The 20,345-nt window shown below is 38.7% G+C and carries 22 protein-coding genes; 16 read left to right on the plus strand and 6 right to left on the minus strand.

Features of this window, described 5'->3' with window-relative positions; translation table 11 throughout:
• Window positions 1–24: 24 nt before the first annotated feature.
• Window positions 25–465 (plus strand): acyl-CoA thioesterase, encoded by a 441-nt coding sequence (locus BT797_RS01880; RefSeq protein WP_075470958.1) that lies wholly within the window; start codon window positions 25–27, stop codon window positions 463–465.
• A 53-nt stretch (window positions 466–518) separates the two neighbouring features.
• Here the strand turns inward: BT797_RS01880 and BT797_RS01885 are convergent, their stop codons facing one another.
• A complete protein-coding gene (locus BT797_RS01885; protein WP_244534093.1) occupies window positions 519–962 on the minus strand; it encodes a DUF3010 family protein in 444 nt (147 codons plus the stop codon).
• Between the two features lie 135 nt (window positions 963–1,097).
• On the opposite strand from BT797_RS01885, the gene BT797_RS01890 reads away from it, so the two are divergent.
• Together BT797_RS01890 and BT797_RS01895 are read left to right on the plus strand one after the other, a co-directional pair.
• A complete protein-coding gene (locus BT797_RS01890) occupies window positions 1,098–1,763 on the plus strand; it encodes an alpha/beta hydrolase (protein ID WP_045109092.1) in 666 nt (221 codons plus the stop codon).
• 159 nt (window positions 1,764–1,922) lie between these two features.
• Window positions 1,923–2,375, plus strand: a complete 453-nt coding sequence (locus BT797_RS01895; RefSeq protein ID WP_075470960.1) for a hypothetical protein — start codon at window positions 1,923–1,925, stop codon at window positions 2,373–2,375.
• A gap of 54 nt (window positions 2,376–2,429) precedes the next feature.
• Here BT797_RS01895 and BT797_RS01900 read toward each other — a convergent pair whose 3' ends face one another.
• Both BT797_RS01900 and nfo read right to left on the minus strand, forming a co-directional pair.
• On the minus strand, window positions 2,430–3,173 hold the full coding sequence (locus BT797_RS01900) for a methylenetetrahydrofolate reductase (RefSeq protein WP_045109094.1): 744 nt from the start codon (window positions 3,171–3,173) through the stop codon (window positions 2,430–2,432).
• 113 nt (window positions 3,174–3,286) lie between these two features.
• Window positions 3,287–4,138 carry a deoxyribonuclease IV gene (nfo, locus tag BT797_RS01905; protein WP_045112385.1) on the minus strand — a complete coding sequence of 284 codons (852 nt, stop codon included), beginning with the start codon at window positions 4,136–4,138 and terminating at the stop codon, window positions 3,287–3,289.
• A gap of 121 nt (window positions 4,139–4,259) precedes the next feature.
• Between nfo and ung the strand changes: the two genes are divergently transcribed.
• Entirely contained in the window at window positions 4,260–4,940 is a 681-nt protein-coding gene (ung, locus tag BT797_RS01910) for a uracil-DNA glycosylase (RefSeq protein ID WP_075470961.1), read from the plus strand.
• A gap of 87 nt (window positions 4,941–5,027) precedes the next feature.
• A complete protein-coding gene (locus tag BT797_RS01915; protein ID WP_075470962.1) occupies window positions 5,028–5,609 on the plus strand; it encodes a hemerythrin domain-containing protein in 582 nt (193 codons plus the stop codon).
• Window positions 5,610–5,666: 57 nt separating this feature from the next.
• On the opposite strand, the gene BT797_RS01920 is transcribed toward BT797_RS01915, so the two are convergent.
• Window positions 5,667–5,834 carry a DUF3545 family protein gene (locus BT797_RS01920; RefSeq protein ID WP_075470963.1) on the minus strand — a complete coding sequence of 56 codons (168 nt, stop codon included), beginning with the start codon at window positions 5,832–5,834 and terminating at the stop codon, window positions 5,667–5,669.
• A 320-nt stretch (window positions 5,835–6,154) separates the two neighbouring features.
• Between BT797_RS01920 and BT797_RS01925 the strand changes: the two genes are divergently transcribed.
• Complete coding sequence (locus BT797_RS01925; protein ID WP_045109097.1) at window positions 6,155–7,570, plus strand: alanine/glycine:cation symporter family protein; 1,416 nt, start codon at window positions 6,155–6,157, stop codon at window positions 7,568–7,570.
• 199 nt (window positions 7,571–7,769) lie between these two features.
• A complete protein-coding gene (locus BT797_RS01930) occupies window positions 7,770–8,321 on the plus strand; it encodes a chalcone isomerase family protein (protein WP_045109098.1) in 552 nt (183 codons plus the stop codon).
• Window positions 8,322–8,464: 143 nt separating this feature from the next.
• Here BT797_RS01930 and BT797_RS01935 read toward each other — a convergent pair whose 3' ends face one another.
• Together BT797_RS01935 and gloB are read right to left on the minus strand one after the other, a co-directional pair.
• Window positions 8,465–10,069 (minus strand): LysM peptidoglycan-binding domain-containing protein, encoded by a 1,605-nt coding sequence (locus tag BT797_RS01935; protein ID WP_045109099.1) that lies wholly within the window; start codon window positions 10,067–10,069, stop codon window positions 8,465–8,467.
• A gap of 94 nt (window positions 10,070–10,163) precedes the next feature.
• Window positions 10,164–10,940 (minus strand): hydroxyacylglutathione hydrolase, encoded by a 777-nt coding sequence (gene gloB, locus BT797_RS01940; RefSeq protein WP_075470964.1) that lies wholly within the window; start codon window positions 10,938–10,940, stop codon window positions 10,164–10,166.
• A 131-nt stretch (window positions 10,941–11,071) separates the two neighbouring features.
• Between gloB and BT797_RS01945 the strand changes: the two genes are divergently transcribed.
• The 9 genes from BT797_RS01945 to hisS all read left to right on the plus strand — a co-directional run bounded on the left by BT797_RS01945 (window position 11,072) and on the right by hisS (window position 20,328).
• Window positions 11,072–11,755: a class I SAM-dependent methyltransferase gene (locus BT797_RS01945; protein ID WP_045109101.1), complete on the plus strand. Its 684-nt coding sequence runs from the start codon at window positions 11,072–11,074 to the stop codon at window positions 11,753–11,755.
• A gap of 91 nt (window positions 11,756–11,846) precedes the next feature.
• On the plus strand, window positions 11,847–12,587 hold the full coding sequence (gene dnaQ, locus BT797_RS01950; RefSeq protein ID WP_045109102.1) for a DNA polymerase III subunit epsilon: 741 nt from the start codon (window positions 11,847–11,849) through the stop codon (window positions 12,585–12,587).
• Window positions 12,588–12,600: 13 nt separating this feature from the next.
• On the plus strand, window positions 12,601–13,938 hold the full coding sequence (locus BT797_RS01955) for a TIGR03503 family protein (RefSeq protein ID WP_075470965.1): 1,338 nt from the start codon (window positions 12,601–12,603) through the stop codon (window positions 13,936–13,938).
• A gap of 228 nt (window positions 13,939–14,166) precedes the next feature.
• Window positions 14,167–14,592, plus strand: a complete 426-nt coding sequence (ndk, locus tag BT797_RS01960; RefSeq protein ID WP_045109104.1) for a nucleoside-diphosphate kinase — start codon at window positions 14,167–14,169, stop codon at window positions 14,590–14,592.
• A gap of 369 nt (window positions 14,593–14,961) precedes the next feature.
• Complete coding sequence (gene rlmN, locus BT797_RS01965; protein WP_045109105.1) at window positions 14,962–16,077, plus strand: dual-specificity RNA methyltransferase RlmN; 1,116 nt, start codon at window positions 14,962–14,964, stop codon at window positions 16,075–16,077.
• Window positions 16,078–16,102: 25 nt separating this feature from the next.
• Window positions 16,103–16,873: a type IV pilus biogenesis/stability protein PilW gene (pilW, locus tag BT797_RS01970; protein ID WP_045109106.1), complete on the plus strand. Its 771-nt coding sequence runs from the start codon at window positions 16,103–16,105 to the stop codon at window positions 16,871–16,873.
• Window positions 16,863–17,789, plus strand: a complete 927-nt coding sequence (locus BT797_RS01975) for a RodZ domain-containing protein (protein ID WP_045109107.1) — start codon at window positions 16,863–16,865, stop codon at window positions 17,787–17,789. The genes pilW and BT797_RS01975 overlap by 11 nt, the downstream gene beginning before the upstream one ends.
• A 16-nt stretch (window positions 17,790–17,805) precedes the next feature.
• Complete coding sequence (ispG, locus tag BT797_RS01980) at window positions 17,806–18,924, plus strand: flavodoxin-dependent (E)-4-hydroxy-3-methylbut-2-enyl-diphosphate synthase (protein ID WP_075470966.1); 1,119 nt, start codon at window positions 17,806–17,808, stop codon at window positions 18,922–18,924.
• Window positions 18,925–19,047: 123 nt separating this feature from the next.
• Entirely contained in the window at window positions 19,048–20,328 is a 1,281-nt protein-coding gene (gene hisS, locus BT797_RS01985; RefSeq protein WP_045109109.1) for a histidine--tRNA ligase, read from the plus strand.
• Window positions 20,329–20,345: the final 17 nt, after the last annotated feature.

Raw genomic sequence — 20,345 nt, forward strand, 5'->3', positions numbered from 1 at the left:
GTTATGATTAATGGAATGAATTTTATGGATAAATTTAAACAGCTGTATCCGATTATTGTCGATGACATTGTACGCTGGGGTGACATGGATGCCTTTAGTCACGTTAATAATACCGTGTATTTCCGTTATTTTGAACAAGCGCGGATTGGTTATTTTGATCAAATTAAGGCAATGGAATACATGCAAGCGCATGGTATTGGTCCAATTTTAGCCGCGACGAATTGTCGCTTTAAAGCACCACTTAAATCCCCTGATACTATTCAAATTGGCGCTACAGTGTCAGAGTTTTCTGAACATAAACTTATCATGAAGTATGCGGTGTGGAGTAATACGTTACAGCGTGTTGTTGCAGAAGGCGAAGGGGTAATTGTTTTTGTGGATTATCGAGAGCATAAGAAAATGCCCGTACCGGTAGATATCGTAGATAAAATAAAACAGTTACAACCAGCATTATTTACGGCATAGCGATGGCGGGATAAAGCAGGCTAAGTTAACTTAGCCTGCTAATAATCTTATACTTAAAGCGCGTTATTTGCCGCTTGTTCGTTTAAAAATAGGCAACCAAGTGTGAATGCATTCTGTTGGAATTTTTTCAGGCCAGTTTCAGAAAATTCAACGAAGATCGGGTGATCTTGTAGTAGTTGCTTGTAGTACGTTTGTGAAATCATGCTCACTTCTACGCTATTTACAAGTTGGATAGCTGCTTCTGCTTTAAAGCTTGTAGAACTACCACTAAATTTACCTTTAGTAAGACGTTCTTTGATCACCACATGTTCAATTTTATAATCTTGCATTAGTTGGGCAAATTCTTTATGAAACTGACGCATTTGATACGCTTCAGTTGAACTTGCTAAGGTAATTTTTCTTTTACGGCATTCAATAAGTTCAAACATTCCATCTTTTAAAGAAAGGAAACATAGATTTACTTCATTGCCTGCTAGTTCAACACTACAAATTTTCATTAAATAACTCACCATAAATAAAGATAACTTCGCTATTATAACCACTTTATTGCCAGTTAACATGGTTATCGTTGTTTCGTTGTGAATTTATACGATGACCTATCCTCTAAAAACAACTTATTGTAAGGAAACATAATGACATATTTACCTTGTGTTGAAATTGAACCTAATCTTCCGGCAAATGCGAGCGTTATTTGGTTACATGGACTTGGCGCTAACGGTCATGATTTTGCCCCTGTAGTCCCTATGATCACATTACCCGTCGAACATCAAGTGCGCTATGTTTTTCCGCATGCACCAGACATTAAGGTAACCATTAATAATGGTTACAAAATGCCAGCATGGTATGACATCTTAGAAATGACACTTGAGCGAAAAATTGATATGCCAGGTCTGATGATAAGTGTGGAGCAAGTACAGCATTTGATCCAACGAGAGATTGACCGAGGTATTGATAGTACGCGTATTATTGTTGCTGGTTTTTCCCAAGGTGGTGCAGTGGCATATCAAAGTGCCCTCACATTTCAGAAGCCATTAGCTGGATTAATGGTGATGTCGAGTTACTTTGCAACGTATAAAACGATTGAGGTACACAAGAATAACCTTACATTACCGATTCATGTTTACCATGGTAGTGCTGATCCTGTTGTTGCTGAGTCTCTTGGATTAGATGCCGTAAAATATTTAGAAGCCTTAGGTTATGAGCCTCGCTATAGTCGCTACCCTGCAGAGCATACTGTTACACCACAACAAATAAATGACATATCACAGCATATAACGCAGTTTTTATCGATAAATTAGTATGTTAGATCGTATTTAACCCAGTTTTCATGTGATGTGTTTCAATTGATAATCGTCTTTTATTTTACAATTAAGATCACAAGGATCCAAGTTCTGCTCTCATTTATGACTATTACACCTATGCTTAATAGTTCCTAGTATCAATAGTAAGATTTAACAATGCGTCAGAATAAAAACAGTAACGTAACTAATGATGTTGTTAACAATAATGTATTGATTGATAACTGTGTTGCTATTAATGATATTCATAATCCAGATATTAAATCTTCAAAAAAGGCCGATGGTGATACTGTTGAAATTACGTTAGCGACTAAAATGAATGTTGTTCGACAGATTTGGCTTGCAGGATTAGGTGCATACGGTAATAGCATTGATGGACTAAATATAGCCGGTGAAAAATCGTCTATGTTTTTTGAGGAGCTATTACGTCAAGGTGAAAAGGTTGATAAGACGTTTAAGTTGCATACTGCCGGTGAATATATATCTTTGCATGGATTAGAAACCTTGATCCAATGGACGTATACTAAATTAACAGGCGTTGAAAGTGACAGAATTACACAATTGAATAATAAGCTTGATAACTTGCTTACGCTGTTAGAAGATAAAAAGTAAACCACTTAGGTAATAATTAAGTGGTTTACTTATTTCTGTTAAACGGCAATGTCGTTAATCTTCCGCGAGTAATTTGCTAAGGTATTCGCTGGCATTCGCTCTAATTGGCATAAAATAGACATTATCATTTTTGGCTTGCACTTTTTTGATCATTGCTCGGCCAAAATTAATATTCCATTCTTTAGTTGCTTCGAAATCACTTGGAAAGACAACGTCATTTTTGTTTTCCCAGTAGGACTTACTTGTTTCACTGTGAATTGGACTCATACCCCAAAATACTTCTGTATCCTGTAGCATATCCATGTATAAATCGAGAAATTTCAAATCAAAAAATGGTTGAGTGAAAAAGCCGTCAACACCAGCATCAATTTTGTCGTGAATATAATCGAGTTCTTTACGCATACTGGTTCGATATTGATCGATGGCAGCGTAAACCTTCATATATGGCAGTTCTTTTTTGATAATTCGGATAAGTTCACATGATGTATTACGGTAGGTTCGATGTGAAATATCTTGCGGTGGATCGCCTTCGACGACAAGTACTGAATTGATTTTACTATGACGGAAAAAATCAGTTAATGGAAAGCCGTTTCTTAAATCAAAATCGATAGCACGCAAATGAGGGATTACCTCATCAAACTTATCTTGTAGACGATCGCAAGCATCCCAGCTGCGAACATCAAAGCGAAGTAAGTCTGGAATATTTAGCGTATTTATTTGACTAAATTGGCTGACTTCTTCGACTTCAGTGTTTAAGGTTTCCCATGTACGGGGTACAAGCTCTATTGAGTATTTCAAATTACATCCCTATCTGTTATCAACAGTCCTCGTTGATAATCCTTTTTATACCCAAACTCGGCTCCGCGCGTTTGGGCCTTTATAACAATTGATATAATTTGTATTACTATATCTTATTTATGTGTGGCTAACTGCTGTAACCAGGCTATTTCATTAGCCCAAATAGTATCATCTATTGTTTCCAATACTATAGGTATACCATTAAAGCGTTCATCCTGCATGATAAATTTAAAGGCATCTTCGCCAATATAACCTTGACCTAAGCTGTGATGGCGATCAACTTTGGTGCCTAGCTCGACTTTGCTGTCATTAATGTGCATACCAGCTAGGTATTCAAAGCCCACAATACTTGAGAAATCATTAAAGGTTTTTTCACAGGCTTCAAAAGTACGTAAATCATAACCTGCGACAAAGGTATGGCAAGTATCAATACACACACCTACACGACTCTTATCATCTACTTGTTCAATGATGTCGGCAAGGTGCTCAAAACTATAGCCCAAGTTAGTCCCTTGACCTGCGGTGTTTTCGATAACGGCTTTGACAGACGTCGATTTTTCAAGCGCAAGATTAATTGATTCTGCTACGCGTTTTAAACTTTCCGATTCCGATATTTTTTTTAAGTGACTACCAGGATGAAAGTTAAGCAAGGTTAAACCTAGCTGTTCGCAACGGTGAATTTCATCATAAAAGGCATTACGCGATTTTTCTAATGCCTCTGCTTCTGGGTGCCCAAGGTTAATTAAGTAAGAATCGTGTGGTAAAATTTGTGCCGAGGTAAAATTGTAGCGTTTGCAATTGGCTTTAAATTTACGAATATCATCGGGACTTAGTGCTTTTGCATCCCAACGACGTTGATTCTTGGTAAATAGAGCAAATGCGGTTGCACCTAAATCGTGGGCATTTTTAGGGGCATTCCACACACCGCCAGCTGCAGATACGTGCGCACCAATAAACTTAGTCATTTTTTGCTCCATTATTTTCGGAATTCCTCGTTTTTAATCAATTTAATGACAAAACAGTTTTAAAGGAGGCTTTTTACGATAAAATTAGGTTTTTGGCAATGCTAATTTTTGGGATCTATTAATGAAAACTTGGTCAGAATTTTTGTTGCACGAACAGCAGCAAGCTTATTATTTAGAGTTACAAAATTTTATTTCGACTGAAAGAGCAGCAGGGAAAACCATCTATCCTAAAGAAGCCGATGTATTTCAAGCTTTTTCATTAACCCCTTTAAGTGATGTGAAAGTGGTTATATTGGGGCAGGACCCTTACCACGGACCCGAACAAGCACATGGATTATGTTTTTCGGTATTGCCAGGCATTAAGATCCCGCCTTCATTACGAAATATGTATAAAGAGTTAACGACTGATCTCGAAAACTTTACAGCACCTGATCATGGTTATTTAGTGGAGTGGGCACAACAAGGTATTTTAATGTTAAATACAGTGCTTACTGTTGAGCAGGCTAAAGCCCATTCGCATGCTAAATCAGGTTGGGAGACGTTTACGGATCATGTGGTCGAATTGCTAAATCAGCAAGATGAAGAGATCATTTTTGTATTATGGGGCAATCATGCGAAGAAGAAGGGCCGTCATATTGATCGTCGTCGACATCATGTTTTGGAAGGTGTGCACCCATCGCCATTGTCTGCAAGTCGGGGGTTCTTTGGCTGTCAGCATTTTTCTTCTATTAATACACGTTTACAATCACGTCATCAGAAAACTATTAATTGGCAAGTCAGTGGCATTGACAGCTTGCTATAACTGAATCGGTAAACGTGAACCTGATCAAAGTGACTATTACTATATGGGTATACTATGAAGGGAGGTAATTTTCATATTGGAGTTTGTATGTTATCTCTCATTATTAAAGATCATGCACAAGTAGATCAGCTGTTAAATGTATTAACTGAGCAGTTAGCAGAACTTGAGTCTGAGCAGCAAGGTGTTAATTTCACACTGATGGGTGATATCGTTAATTATTTACGTAATTATATTGAGCGATACCATCACCCAAAAGAAGATCTTATTTACTCGTATTATCTTGAGCATTATGTTGAAGATGCAGCTATGCCGAATAGATTAGCGAGTGAACATCAAAGCTTAAACTTTCTTAGCCGTGAATTATCAAGTTCATTAAATATGATTCAACTTGATTCCGTCATGCCGTTTGGTGAACTTGCGGCACAGTTAAAAGGGTTTATTAATAAGCAGCGTACGCATATTCAATATGAAACGAATGTCGTGATGCCACTCATGGCGGAGAAATTTACCCCTGATGATTGGTGTCATATTGAACATTTGTGGAAAAATGGCTCTTCACAAGAACGACAGGCTACTGCTGAGTTTAATGATACGTACAACCGACTAAAACAGCAGATCACTCAGGCTGGGTTTACTTGCGAAGCAGAAGAAGATCTTTGTTTGGTATAGATAGCGAGATTTCATTCATGTTACGATAAAAAAACCGCATTAAATGCGGTTTTTTATTTAAGCAATAAGATCGGAATAATAACTTAAAGGATCGTTATAACCATCCATTTCCTTTTTTAAGCTTAGCTTGTCTTTTATCGCTTCAATCTCACGCCATTTTCGTTTTGAAGACGATTTTGTTTCTTTTTTTGTATTTTCTATCGACACTTGATTTATTCCTTCCATGGGATCACCTTTGTTATGATAGTTACCCTTTCTCTATAACATTTTTTTAATGCCCTTAGTCATATTTTACTTAATATTTGAGTTATAGGTCACGTAAAAAGGTCTAAAATGAAAAAGATATAAAATAGTTTATGTAAAAAATGATATGAATATTTTACATATATGTATCTAGTTAGGGTTGGTATTGCGGCTTCGGTAATTTTAACGCCTGTTTATTAACAATTTACTGGTTTTTTATGTTATATTCCGCGCCTCGTTTAGCTGGTGGTGTTACATTTACTGCCATCTATGGACTTTAATAATATTGTGGAAAAGAAAATATGACGGAAGTTATCGACTTTATCAATGGGCTGCTGTGGGGCTCTGTACTGATTTATTTACTTATCGGTACAGGTCTGTATTTTACCTTTAAATTAGGTTTTATTCAGTTCCGCCATTTTACTCACATGTTCTCTGTTCTTGCTGGTAGCCGTAAAAGCAGCACTGAAGGTGTATCATCATTTCAAGCGCTATGTACAAGTTTAGCTGCGCGTGTTGGTACTGGTAACCTTGCTGGTGTTGCGGTTGCAATTACTGCTGGTGGCCCTGGTGCGGTATTCTGGATGTGGCTTATTGCCGTTATTGGTATGGCGACTAGTTTTGCAGAAAGTTCATTAGCACAATTATTCAAAACAAAAGATACTGACGGTAACTTCCGTGGTGGTCCTGCTTACTACATGGAAAAAGGTTTAGGCCGTCGTTGGATGGGCGTTGTCTTCTCTATCTGCTTAATCGTTGCATTTGGTTTGGTATTTAACGCTGTTCAGTCTGATGCAATTGCAAACTCAATGCACAATGCATTTGGCTTTGATAAAGCTATTGTTGGTATTGTATTAGTTGTATTTACAAGCTTTATCATTTTTGGTGGTCTACGTGTGATCGGCGCATTTGCTGAAATCGTGGTTCCATTCATGGCGCTTGCTTATATTCTGATTGCGTTTGTTGTTGTTGCAATGAATATTTCAGAACTACCTGCCGTTCTCGAACTTATCGTTAAATCTGCATTTGGCTTAGAAGAAGCTGCTGGTGGCGCTTTAGGTGTTGCTATGATGCAAGGTATTAAGCGTGGTTTATTCTCGAATGAAGCTGGTATGGGTAGTGCGCCGAATGCTGCTGCAAGTGCGGCACCATTCCCGAATCACCCTGCATCACAAGGCTATGTTCAGATGCTAGGTGTGTTCATTGATACTATCGTTATCTGTACTGCGACTGCGTCTATCATTCTACTTTCTGATCTTGGTGATACATCAGGTGTTGGCGGAATCGAATTAACTCAGCATGCCTTGTCATCTCATGTCGGCGATTGGGGTAGTACCTTTGTTGCTATTGCAATCTTATTCTTCGCATTTACGTCAATTGTTGCGAACTATTCATACGCAGAAACAAGCATCTTATTCTTGAATCGTGATTCAAAAGTGATGGTATGGATCTTCCGTGCTGCTGTTTTAGGTATGGTTATGTTTGGTGCAGTTGCTAAATCAGATCTGATTTGGAATATGGCTGATGCATCAATGGGCTTAATGGCGCTGGTTAATATTATTGCCATCTTAATGCTGTCTAAGTATGTGTTCATCGTAGCGAAAGATTACAACAAACAACTCGCTGAAGGTAAGACTCCTACATTTGATAGTGCTGAATACCCTGAAATCGATAAAAAGATTAACAGTGAAATTTGGAATTCTAAATTTAAAAAGTAGCATTTTTAGTTACGTTAAATTAGCATTGTAAAATTAGAAAAAGCCACTTATTACTGTAATAAGTGGCTTTTTTATTAGGTATTAATTCAGTTGTAATTAAATGGTATTAAATTGATGTAATATAAAGATTTAGAGTTTTAGCTCTAGCTTCTTTATGGTTAAATTAAAACTTTAATACTGACCTACATAGGATTAAGTCATGAATAAATTAGCAACTCTAACGTCAGCAGTGCTATTAAGTTTCTCTGTAAATGCTGCACAGGAAGTGTCAGGCGTTTCAGTTCCAGATAATGTATCTCTCGAAGGCACCTCACTCAATTATCAAGGCGCGGGTGTTCGTAGTAAATTTTTTATTGATCTGTACGTCGGTTCGCTATTTACACAAAAAGCGAATAAGGATGTCGTAAAAAGCCAAGATGTAAGTGCTATTCGTCTGAATATTATCTCTGGATTGATTACGTCAGATAAAATGGTATCGGCGATTAATGACGGCTTTGATGGTGCCACTGAAGGTAATACAGCACCAATTTCAGCTGAAATTGCAGAATTTATTGGTGTGTTTAGCGAAGAGATTGTTAAAGGTGATCAATTTACTTTAGTGAGTACGCCAGGAAAAGGTTTGGTTACATATAAAAATAATGAAAAGCTATCAACGATTAATAATGACGATTTTCGTCAAGCTGTGTTGTCTATCTGGTTAGGTGATAAGCCTGCTGATGATGATCTGAAAGACGATATGCTTGGTTTATAATTTACGTTTTAACGAGTGTTAAAATATGCAAATTAAGCGTAGTAAAAATGGCTTACGGTTAAGAATGAAATCTTAGCGTAAGCCATTTTTTATATATGCATTTTAAGCTGTAAATGCGTGATGAGCTGATATTGATGAGTTGACTAGGTATTTACTTTTGTTACATCAATATAGAGGCGCAATGCTTGCCCTGGTTGGATATACTTCTGATTAGCCAGTCCATTCCATCTTACAAGGTCTTTAACTTTTACATTAAACTTATTTGCAATACGTGCAAGCGAGTCGCCTTGACGGACTTTATAGGTAATATTACGCATAATACCTTTGCCATTAGCGCTGCCTTGTTTTTTACCTTGCCAAACCACGAGCTTTTGATTGATCTTCAGCGCATCTTTAGGTGCGATATTATTCCATTTAGCCAAACTTTTGTAGTCAACTTTATAGGCCCGTGAAATATCCCATAAGTTATCCCCTGATTGCACCTTATGCACAACTTTAAAACGGCCTGCTGGTTTTTCTTGGCGGCGCGAGATACGTGATGATTCGCTAAATTTATAATAATCGAGTTCTTTCGCTGCCATTGGGATGAGTAAAGCTTGGCCAATTTTGATCATGTTGCTGTTTAGATTATTAACCGAGGCAATGATTTTAGTTGAAGTATTATAGTTTTGCGCAATCTCGCTTAGACTATCGCCTGACTTCACTTTATAGCGAACCCAGTTTAGACGACCTTTTGCGTCCGTTCTTGCTAATGCAGTTTTAAATTTTTCTACATTACCATTAGGAATTAACAACGTATGTGGTCCATCTGGCGCTGTTGCCCATTGGTTGAAACCTGGATTAAGACGTTGTAGCTGAGCGACTTCCATGCCAGCTAAATCAGCTGCAAGCGCTAAATCTATTTGGCTGTCAACGTCAACTTGCTGAATTGCAGGCTCGTTATCAATTACAGGCAGTGTGACATTGTATTTTTCTGGGTTCTGTAAAATATCAGCAAGTGCTAATAATTTTGGAACGTATGCCTCTGTTTCTTTTGGCAGAGACAGGGACCAGAAATCAGTCGGTAGACCGGATTTTTGGTTACGCTTAATAGAACGCCCTACGCGACCTTCACCGGAATTGTAAGAGGCAAGAGCATGCAGCCAGTCGCCTTTGAATCGGCGGTTCAGGTATTCCATATAGGTTAATGCGGCGCTGGTTGATGCCAGTACATCACGACGGCCATCGTACCACCAGTTTTGTTCGAGGCCGAAACGTTTCGCTGTACCAGGAACGAATTGCCACATACCCGATGCACTGCCGTGTGAGTAGGCAAAGGGGTCAAATGCACTTTCGACGACTGGTAATAGCGCTAGTTCTAGCGGTAAGTTACGACGTTCGAGTTCTTCAACGATAAGGTATAGAAATGGTTCAGCGCGCTGTGATACTGTTTTTAAGTGCTGTGGATGCTTTAAGTACCAATTACGGTGTTTTGCAATACGCGCATTATCGGGAATAGGAATGAGCATTTGTTCAGAAATGCGAACCCAAACATTATCAATAGGTTCGACGGTTATGTCTTCAGTAACAATTAGTTTCGCAATTTTCTCTTCTGTAATACTATCTAAACCGCTCTTTTTATTGCTGGCTTCTTGAGATTGGGCTACGACAGGCTTTATAGTAGTTTGCTCATCGTTACTACGATCTTCAGGCGTCATTTGACACCCGGTCAGTAATATCAATACCGGAATGGATAATTTAAATTTCATATTCGTCTTATATTAGTGAACAACCCCGGTATGCTAATCGCCAAGGGAAAACAAAGCAAGTGTCTCATTTCGGGTATGTGTGCTTACTTTTGGGTTAAAAATGATCTTTCCAGACTCTTAATGCAGTGAACACCGCTTGTTCGCTGGTGAGAATATCAAGCAGTTTATTCTCCATCGCCATGCGCACTGTTGCTTCGTTGGTGCGTAAAAAAACATTGATCTGCTTTTCATTTTTAAGACTGTTGGGGACGGTTGGTAGTCCTTGTTGACGTAATTTCGCTGTATGTTCGATGTGTTTTTTTAGCGCTATATTTTGTGGTTCGACGGCATAGCAAAACATTAAATTAGCTTGGGTATATTCGTGAGCAGGGTATACCTGAATTTTTTCATCTAAGGCTTTTATACGTTGTAATGATGAAAATAACGCTGCAGCAGTACCATCAAGGATGCGACCACAGCTACCTGAGAATAGGGTATCTCCAGAAAATAACATGGTTTGGTTATAATAAACGACGTGTTCACGTTTGTGTCCTGGTGTCGCCATAACGGTTAAAGCTAAACTATTATCTAATAAGTTTAATTGGCTATTTTCGGTGACTAAGGTGACCGGAGCCTCTACATCGATAGGAATGGAGGAGTAGATATTAACGGGTTGGGTTGATGCGGCCAGAATGTCACTAATACCATCAATATGATCATAATGGTGATGAGTAATTAAAATGGCATCGAGAATCAGGTTCTGTTGATTCATTACTTGTAATACCGCTTCGGCTTGGCCTGGATCGACGATACAGCAGTGATTATTTTCAGTATTTTTGATTAGCCAAACATAATTGTCGCTAAATGTTGGTATAGAAATGACTTCAAGCATTGCATCGTTCTCTTTATGGGATTATCTTTAATTAGATATAAAACAAAATTTTAGCGGATATAGCCGTGTTAATAAAACCTGCACATCATAAGCATGAGATAACAATTCCCCATTCTTGGAGTGATCTGCCAATGGGAGGATGGCTTGCGAGTCAAATTCAAGCTCGGCTTGATGTCTGGAGCCCGAAAATATTTGGTTATCATTTACTAAAACTAGGTTCGCTAAGTGGTGAGCTTAATTGTTTTGGTAGCAGTATACAACACCAGGTCACAGCAACGTCAGAACAAGGCATGGGCGGGGTATTTATTGATCCTTCGCATTTACCCTTTCAAGAAAATTGTATTGATGCTTGTATTTTAACCCAATCATTAGATTTCTCTGCCGATCCGCATCAAGTATTGCGAGAGGTTGAGCGAGTCTTAACGGGTGATGGCTACTTGATCCTAAGTGGTTATAATCCGCTGTCATTATGTGGTTTAGTTAAACTACTTGGAGTGAAGCGTAACCATCCACCCTGGTCGGGTCGAATGTTTACCCCCGCACGTATTAAAGATTGGCTTGAATTACTCGGTTTTGAAATTATTCAAGATGATCGCTTTGGCTTTACGTCTTTTTTAGGTAAAAAGCCATTAACTTGGTGGTCTGAGAGTATAGGTCAAATGCATTTTCCTTCATTTTTATCGGTCTACTTTATTGTTGCACGTAAACGTCGAGCGCCGATATCACCAGTTAAGAACTGGTGGCAAGTGAGTCGAGCGAATCGCCGTTTTATGCCGACTGGCGCAACACAAAAATTACCACATAAATCCTCTTAGCCTTATCTTGACGATTTTACGACTGTTATCAGGTGAATCGAACGCTAATTCATATTAGAATAGCGACAGTTTAATTTAGGTGGTGAGATTTATGTCGTTGGACAATGCAGAGTTAATACAGGGCGCTGGTCGTATAATCGTTTTTGATACAGAAACAACCGGTATGAATACTGGCGCAGGTGGTGTACACATTGGTCACCGCGTGATTGAAATTGGTTGTATTGAGTTGATTAATCGCCGGCCTACGGGGCGTACTTATCATGTTTATATCAAGCCTGACCGTTTAGTTGATCCAGAGGCGGTTGCTGTACACGGTATTACCGATGAATTCTTACAAGACAAGCCCGCTTTCTCTACCATCGCAGATGAGTTTATTGCTTTTATTGATGGCGCAGAGCTGGTGGCTCACAATGCGTCGTTTGATATTAACTTTCTGGATCATGAATTTAGATTACTAAATAAAGGTCTACCTGAAACTAAAGAAATTTGTAAGATTACCGATACATTAGCTATCGCTAAGAAACTTTTCCCGGGTAAACGAAACAACTTAGATGTGTTGTGCACCCGTTATGGTATTGATAATTCGCACCGTACCCTGCATGGGGCATTACTGGATGCGGAGATTTTGGCAGAAGTCTATCTGTTTATGACAGGTGGCCAAACTAAATTGAATTTATCGCAAGATGGTGCCAACTCACAAGTTGGGAATGGTATTCGTCGACTTGCTGCAACCCGAACATCATTGAAAGTGGTGCAGGCAACAGATGATGAATTGAAAGCGCATAATGAACGACTTGGCATCGTTGGTGATGCATTGTGGCAAGTACACTAGAGTAAGGACAAAAATGCGTAATATTTGGTTGTTATTGGCATTTATTGGTGCAGTTAGCATCAGTACCTTTGCTTCAGCTAAAAGTGTGTATCAAACTAATGTTTATCAGACAAATGATATCGCGTTATTGGATAACCGCTTTCGTGTTGATTACGGAATTAAGAAAATAACGTTTATTATTGCGCGTGAACGTTTTTCTAAAGCGGTAATTTTGGTTCGTCCCGACGGTAGTAAGGTTTATATTTGGGATAAGTCTGATCGTGTTCATTGGATTGAAGGTAAAGAGCATGACATTATAACCATTGAAAATCCAATGCCTGGACCTTGGCAAGCCCTTGGTAAGATCCAAGGCGATAACCGTATTCAACTATTGTCAGACGTGAAACTGCAAGTTACTCGTTTACCTATTCAGCTTTATAGTGGTGAACGTTTAAAAGTGAGTGGTGAACTACATCATTTAAAAAAACGCCTTAATGCAACGTATTTACGTGATACAGAATTGATCATGACTGCTTATGGTTATAACCGAACAGAAGACGAAAATTTCAATTTTACCTCTCAAGAATTGGCAAAGTTTAATGATAAAGGTGTGTTTTACGATGAAATACCTGAAGATGGTATTTTCACTACTTTTTTGCAATTGGATCTAGCTACTGGTAAGTATAAGTTTGAAGTCGCGGTAAAAAATCATGCTTTTACCCGTAGTTTTAATCAAGATGTGGTTATTTTTCCTCGGCCAATAAAAACCCAGATGCTGCCTTTGTTAGCCGATAATGATCCACAATTAAAACTTACCTTTGATATTGAAGAGCTACAGCCCGAAAGTATTGCGATTAAAGGCCGCTTAGCATCAGTTAATGGCGGGCCAAGTACTGATTTTATTATTTATGGCGAAGCCAATATAAGTGAGCAGGTTTATACGTTTGAACGGCCGTCTGATATTGGTGGTTATGATATTGAATTAGTTTTGTTTGCAACAACGAAAGCGGGACGAGAAATAACGATCAATATGCCACCGGAAGCATTTGTTATCCCTAAACCTATCATCATTGATAGCGCGTTAATCCCGATAGCAACTGCATCTCAGGCTAATGCTACCGATGAGATTGCTGATGGTTTAGAAGCACCTGAAAGTGAATGGAATTTATTATTGTGGGTGGTAGGTAGTTTGCTAGCCTTACTCATTCTAGCTGTCGGAGTATTATTTAGTATGAAGTTTTGGCAAAAACGTAAATTTGAAAAGGTAATTTCTAATCAAACTGAAGCTGATATTAACCCAGCAGAGCCAAGGAATAAAAATGATGGACTAAATAAGATGACAGACTTGGATCTTAATTCACTCGATAAATAGTTTGATATTTAATCAATTAGGCGATGTATCAGATTTGTGGTGGATAAGGTTCGCATTACGCGGTATTTCATAGGTCTTTAGCGATTAACACTTGTTTAAAAATTGTAATGCAATTAAAGTCAATGTTAATAAGATAACCTTTATTTTGAAAGGTTATCTTATCGATGAACTGTTCAACTTAGGTAGTCAAACTAAGATAGTAAACTTCTCAAATTAAGGTCAAAAATTATGGCAATTCAACGCACTTTTTCTATTGTTAAGCCTGATGCAGTAAGAAAAAATTTAATTGGTGCTATTTACTCTCGTATTGAAGCTTGTGGTTTAAGTGTTGTTGCAGCAAAAATGCTTCACCTTACCCGTGAGCAAGCTGAAGGTTTTTATGCAGAACATAAAGGGAAAGAATTCTTTGAACCTTTAATGGACTTTATGACGTCTGGTCCTATCATGGTACAAGTATTAGAAGGTGAAAATGCCATCACTTTTTATCGTGAATTAATGGGGGCGACTAACCCTGAAAAAGCGGCCGCAGGCACATTACGTTGTGATTATGCTGAGAGCATGCGTTTGAATGCGGTGCATGGTTCGGATAGTGAAGAATCTGCAGCACGCGAAATAGCTTACTTCTTTACTGAAAATGAAGTTTGTTCACGTTAATTTTATAGTCTAGCGGGTTGTAAAGACATTACGTGTCTATGCGTGATTGATTTACTGCCCGATTTTATGATTTTATCCAGCTGTTACAACCTCCTGTCATATTATATTTATTTCCTTTTTATCGCGGATATTCAGTCTTAATGATTGTTATCTCACCCTAATCTTGGATATTGAAAAGAACGGGTAATAAATTATTTTGTTTAATTCGGTTAATGCGCTAGCGTCTAGGCGTTAAACTTTGTACAATCCCGCGCCCTGAAACCTCAATTTTAGCATCGTCTTTTTTATCCAACTATTCTTAAAATATTGTTTAAAATTGAGTCTTAAATTGTTTCAAACCGAATAAAATAAATGACAGAGGCTCACTTCATGAGTAATAAAAAAATTAATCTATTAGACTTAGATCGCAAAGCAATGCGCCAATATTTTGCTGACATAGGCGAAAAACCATTCCGTGCCGATCAAGTAATGAAATGGATCTATCATGAAGGCTGTGATGATATTAATGAAATGACTAACTTGAATAAAAAGTTACGTGAAAAATTATTACGTGAAACTGTTATTGAAGCGCCTGAAATTAGCCAAGAACAACGTAGTGATGATGGCACAATTAAATGGGCATTAAAAGTGGACGGTCAAGAATATGAAACTGTTTATATTCCTGATGGTGATCGCGCTACACTTTGTGTATCGTCACAAGTTGGTTGTGCACTAGAATGTACATTCTGCTCGACGGCACAACAAGGTTTTAACCGTAACCTGCGTGTATCAGAAATTATTGGTCAAGTATGGCGTGCCACACAAGTTATCGGTTTTAACAATAAGAAACGTGCAATCACCAATGTTGTAATGATGGGTATGGGTGAGCCATTGCTTAACATGACAAACTTGGTACCTGCATTGAACTTGATGTTAGACGATTACGGCTTTGGTTTATCAAAACGTCGTGTAACTGTATCTACGTCAGGAGTTGTACCTGCTTTAGATAAATTAGCTGATTCAATTGATGTTGCATTAGCAATTTCATTACACGCGCCTAATGATGTATTGCGTGATGAACTTGTACCGATCAATAAAAAGTATAATATTGAAACGTTATTGGCATCAGTTAAAAACTATATCGGTAAATCTAATGCCAATCGTAAAAAAGTAACGATTGAGTATGTATTACTTGATCACGTGAATGATTCAACTGATCAAGCTCATGAATTAGCGCATTTATTAAAAGATACGCCGTGTAAAATTAACTTGATTCCATTTAATCCGTTCCCAGGCAGTGATTATGGTAAACCGAGTAATAGTCGTATCGATCGCTTTAATAAAGTGCTGATGGAATACGAAAATACGGTAACAATTCGTAAAACCCGTGGTGATGATATTGATGCGGCTTGTGGGCAATTGGCCGGTGATGTCATCGACAGAACGAAAAGAACATTAAAAAAACGGATGCAAGGTGAAGCGATTTCAGTCAAGATGAGTGACTGATACTTTTGACTAGATGGATTTAGGCATGAAACGTTTCGCTGTAGTAGGATTGATGATAGTAGCACTGGCTGGATGTAGCACACAAAGTTACATTGAAACCAGTGCTGGTTTGAGTGATAATTCGGTTGATAAAACAGCAGCGGCCCGAAGCCGTTTAGCCTTAGCCTTAAAGTATATTGAAATTGAAAACTATCAAGAAGCGAAAATTAATCTTGATAAAGCCGTTCATTATGTACCAGATGATGCGGATATTTATTTAGCTTATGCGTATTACTATCAGAAGGTAAAAGAGCATAAACAAGCCGAAAAAGCTTATTTACATGCTCTTTCTTTTGCCCCTGATAATGGGGATATTCATAATAACTTTGGTGTATTCCTATGTGGAATAGCGCGTTTTGATGAAGCTGAAAGTGAGTTTTTAACTGCAATTGCGTCTCCTAGTTATAATAAAATTGCGAATAGTTATGAAAATGCGGGGCAATGCGCACTTGAAAATGACGAAAAATCGCAGGCATTAACCTATTTACAGTCATCTCTCGCATATGCACCGCAAAATTTAGACGTACGGTTATCAGTTACAGAATTACACTATATGCTGGCCGATTATGCGGTGGCCAAGCAACAATTAACAAAATATGAGTCAGTAGCTAAGGTAACCGCACGCAGTCTTTGGTTGGGTTTTAATATTGCAGACAAACAGAATAATTTGGCGGCTGCTGAAGTATACAGTCGCCAATTATTAGCCCAATTTCCGTTAGCGATCCAAACACAAAAATATATTACAAATGACTATTGATTTAGAAACCTTAAAAAATGCAGATAAACCCGCCGAATTGAAAGAGAATATTGACGTGATAACTGCTGGTCAGATATTACGAGATGCGCGTATTGCATTAGGTATTAGCGTGCAGCAAGTCAGTGATAATATTAACTTAAAATTATCTGTTATTAACAACATTGAAAAAAATGTGCTCGATAAAGATATTTCACCAACCTTTATGCGCGGCTATATTCGTTGTTACTCCCGCTATTTAAACATTACCGAAGATGATGTGCTTCGCGCTTATGATTGCCATAATGGCACATGTGGACAACAAGCCGAGCTACAAAGCTTCTCTCGTCGAACAAAGCTTGAAGCATATGATAACCGCTTAATGCTCGTCAGTTACGGTATCGTCGGTTTTATGCTTGTCATATTCTTAATTTGGGGATTAGGCGGTGATGAAGCTGACATTGTTGTCCCTGACTCTGTAGCAACACAAACTATCGAATCAGTTGCATCACCTGAAGTCATTGGTGCTGTAACTGTTATTGAGGAAGAAGCGCCTTTATTTGTTGATCCGGAACAAGAAATTACTGAGTCAACTGTCGACTCGGTAGAAAAGCCTGCGTTACCTATTGTCGTTGAACAACCTGCTGAGACTCTATCTGTTGCCACTAATATCCTTGATAATAAAGTGATTGTACCTCAGTCGTTGGTACTCACATTTGCGGGTGATTGCTGGGTGCAAATTAAAGACAGCAACGGTAAAACGCTTTCGACAGGTGTGAGAAAAGCCGGTCAGAAAATTCAATTACAAGGTTTAGCACCATTATCAATTAAACTTGGCGCACCAGAGCAAGTAACAATGAGTTATGCCGGTGAGTCAGTTGATTTATCAACCTTTAGACAGGGTCAACTTGCTAAATTTAAATTACCTTTTGAAGCTTAATTAACGAGTTATAAATATGCATCAGGAAAGTCCAATTATTCGCCGCCAATCAAAACAGATTATGGTTGGTAAGGTACCTGTTGGTGGCAATGCACCGATTGCAGTACAGTCAATGACAAATACATTGACGACGGATGTGGCAGCAACCGTTGCTCAGATTAAAGCATTGGAAGCCGTTGGTGCTGATATTGTGCGTGTTTCTGTACCTACAATGGATGCGGCAGAAGCATTTAAACAAATTAAACAACAAGTTGATGTCCCACTTGTTGCGGATATTCACTTCGATTACCGTATCGCACTTAAAGTGGCTGAGTACGGCGTTGATTGCTTGCGTATAAACCCTGGTAATATCGGTAACGAAAGTCGCATTCGCTCTGTAGTTGATTGTGCCAAAGATATGAATATTCCAATTCGTATTGGTGTTAACGGTGGCTCATTAGAGCGTGAGATCCAAGAAAAATATGGTGAACCGACACCTGCTGCGTTGGTTGAATCTGCAATGCGTCATGTTGATATTCTTGAACGCTTGAATTTTGATCAATTTAAAGTCAGCGTAAAAGCATCGGACGTGTTCCTTGCTGTTGAATCTTATCGCCAATTAGCGAAAAAGATCGAACAACCATTGCATTTGGGTATTACTGAAGCAGGTGGCTTCAGAAGTGGTGCGGTTAAGTCATCAGTTGGCCTTGGCATGTTATTAGCCGAAGGCATCGGCGATACATTACGTATTTCTTTGGCGGCCGATCCAGTTGAAGAAATTCGAGTTGGTTTTGATATTCTAAAATCATTACGCATCCGTAGCCGTGGTATTAACTTTATTGCTTGTCCGACCTGTTCTCGCCAAGAGTTTGATGTAATCAGTACCGTAAATGCACTTGAAGAGCGTTTAGAAGATATTATTATCCCAATGGACGTGTCTATTATCGGTTGTGTGGTCAATGGACCGGGTGAAGCGGAAGCTGTACAAATTGGCGTGACGGGCGGCAGTAATAAGAGCGGTTACTATCTTGATGGAAAACGTCAGAAAGAACGCTTTGATAATAATGATATGATTGATCAGCTAGAGGCTAAAATTCGTGCAAAAGCAGCGATGATGGACCCTGAAAATATCATTGTAACTGACGCTAAAGCGTAATTTTATCGTAAAGGTGTTGAAATGAGGATAAATATCCGACTAACACCTTTGAATATTTTACCTTGACGTAGAAACTCCTTATAATCTGGGGTCATATGTCTTTTTTAATTTTCGAGAGTGACCGTGGCTAAACCAATCCAAGCAATTCGTGGCATGAATGATTGCTTACCAGAACAAACGCCGGTATGGCAAAAAGTAGAATCAGTATTACGTGATACTGTTGCAGCCTATGGCTACTCTGAAATTCGTATGCCAATCGTTGAATCTACGCATTTATTTAAGCGTGCGATTGGTGAAGTAACAGACGTTGTTGAAAAAGAAATGTACACGTTTGATGATCGTAACGGTGATAGCCTAACGCTACGCCCTGAAGGCACAGCATCGACAGTACGCGCTGGTATTCAAAATGGTTTGCTTTATAACCAAGAGCGTCGTATGTGGTACATAGGTCCTATGTTCCGTCACGAACGTCCTCAAAAAGGTCGTTACCGTCAATTCCACCAGTTTGGTGTTGAAATATTTGGTCTTAAAGGTGCGGATACTGACGCGGAAGTTATTTTATTAACGGCGCGTCTGTGGAAACTACTTGGTATTGAGCAACACGTGAAATTGCAGCTGAACTCTTTAGGTTCGTCTGAAGAACGTAGTGCGCATAAAGAAGCACTAATTAGCTTCTTAGAAGGCTTTAAAGACCAGCTTGATGAAGAAAGCCAACGTCGCATGTACACCAACCCATTACGCGTACTAGATAGTAAGAATCAAAATGTTCAAGCATTGCTTAATGATGCCCCAAGCTTAGCGGATTACTACGGTGAAGAAACTAAAGCGCATTTCGATGGTCTATGTAAAATGTTAGATAGCGCAGGCGTTAACTACCAAATCAATGACCGTTTAGTTCGTGGCCTTGATTATTATAACTACACTGTATTTGAATGGGTGACAGAAAGTTTAGGCGCACAAGGTACTGTGTGTGGTGGTGGTCGTTATGATGGCTTAGTTGAACAGTTGGGTGGCAAAGCAACACCAGCAGTTGGTTTTGCATTGGGTATCGAACGTTTAGTATTATTATTAGAAACGTTAGAGTTAACGACTGATATTGCTGGCGCTGTTGATGTTTATATCGCAGCATTAGGCGAAGGTGCTGATATTCATGGTATGTTATTAGCTGAACAGTTACGCGATCAAATGCCGAATGTGAAATTTATGATGCATAACGGCGGCGGTAACTTTAAGAAACAACTTAAACGAGCTGATCAAAATGGCGCTAAAGTAGCACTTATTTTGGGCAGCGACGAAATCGAAAACAAACAAGTGACTGTGAAAGATCTGACTGGTAAGACAGAGCAGGAAACTATCGCAGTAACTGAATTAGTAAACCAATTAACAACGCGACTAAACAAGTAATCAATACTGTTTGTTAG

This window comes from Moritella viscosa, assembly GCF_900120065.1.
In the GTDB taxonomy this organism is placed as follows: domain Bacteria; phylum Pseudomonadota; class Gammaproteobacteria; order Enterobacterales; family Moritellaceae; genus Moritella; species Moritella viscosa.

What these genes read in the sequence shown, in the direction of transcription:
- BT797_RS01880 (WP_075470958.1), top strand. Translation starts at nt 25, where the DNA reads ATGGATAAATTTAAACAGCTGTATCCGATTATTGTCGATGACATTGTA.
- BT797_RS01885 (WP_244534093.1), bottom strand. Translation starts at nt 962, where the DNA reads ATGAAAATTTGTAGTGTTGAACTAGCAGGCAATGAAGTAAATCTATGT.
- BT797_RS01890 (WP_045109092.1), top strand. Translation starts at nt 1,098, where the DNA reads ATGACATATTTACCTTGTGTTGAAATTGAACCTAATCTTCCGGCAAAT.
- BT797_RS01895 (WP_075470960.1), top strand. Translation starts at nt 1,923, where the DNA reads ATGCGTCAGAATAAAAACAGTAACGTAACTAATGATGTTGTTAACAAT.
- nfo (WP_045112385.1), bottom strand. Translation starts at nt 4,138, where the DNA reads ATGACTAAGTTTATTGGTGCGCACGTATCTGCAGCTGGCGGTGTGTGG.
- ung (WP_075470961.1), top strand. Translation starts at nt 4,260, where the DNA reads ATGAAAACTTGGTCAGAATTTTTGTTGCACGAACAGCAGCAAGCTTAT.
- BT797_RS01915 (WP_075470962.1), top strand. Translation starts at nt 5,028, where the DNA reads ATGTTATCTCTCATTATTAAAGATCATGCACAAGTAGATCAGCTGTTA.
- BT797_RS01920 (WP_075470963.1), bottom strand. Translation starts at nt 5,834, where the DNA reads ATGGAAGGAATAAATCAAGTGTCGATAGAAAATACAAAAAAAGAAACA.
- BT797_RS01925 (WP_045109097.1), top strand. Translation starts at nt 6,155, where the DNA reads ATGACGGAAGTTATCGACTTTATCAATGGGCTGCTGTGGGGCTCTGTA.
- BT797_RS01930 (WP_045109098.1), top strand. Translation starts at nt 7,770, where the DNA reads ATGAATAAATTAGCAACTCTAACGTCAGCAGTGCTATTAAGTTTCTCT.
- BT797_RS01935 (WP_045109099.1), bottom strand. Translation starts at nt 10,069, where the DNA reads ATGAAATTTAAATTATCCATTCCGGTATTGATATTACTGACCGGGTGT.
- gloB (WP_075470964.1), bottom strand. Translation starts at nt 10,940, where the DNA reads ATGCTTGAAGTCATTTCTATACCAACATTTAGCGACAATTATGTTTGG.
- BT797_RS01945 (WP_045109101.1), top strand. Translation starts at nt 11,072, where the DNA reads ATGGGAGGATGGCTTGCGAGTCAAATTCAAGCTCGGCTTGATGTCTGG.
- dnaQ (WP_045109102.1), top strand. Translation starts at nt 11,847, where the DNA reads ATGTCGTTGGACAATGCAGAGTTAATACAGGGCGCTGGTCGTATAATC.
- BT797_RS01955 (WP_075470965.1), top strand. Translation starts at nt 12,601, where the DNA reads ATGCGTAATATTTGGTTGTTATTGGCATTTATTGGTGCAGTTAGCATC.
- ndk (WP_045109104.1), top strand. Translation starts at nt 14,167, where the DNA reads ATGGCAATTCAACGCACTTTTTCTATTGTTAAGCCTGATGCAGTAAGA.
- rlmN (WP_045109105.1), top strand. Translation starts at nt 14,962, where the DNA reads ATGAGTAATAAAAAAATTAATCTATTAGACTTAGATCGCAAAGCAATG.
- pilW (WP_045109106.1), top strand. Translation starts at nt 16,103, where the DNA reads ATGAAACGTTTCGCTGTAGTAGGATTGATGATAGTAGCACTGGCTGGA.
- BT797_RS01975 (WP_045109107.1), top strand. Translation starts at nt 16,863, where the DNA reads ATGACTATTGATTTAGAAACCTTAAAAAATGCAGATAAACCCGCCGAA.
- ispG (WP_075470966.1), top strand. Translation starts at nt 17,806, where the DNA reads ATGCATCAGGAAAGTCCAATTATTCGCCGCCAATCAAAACAGATTATG.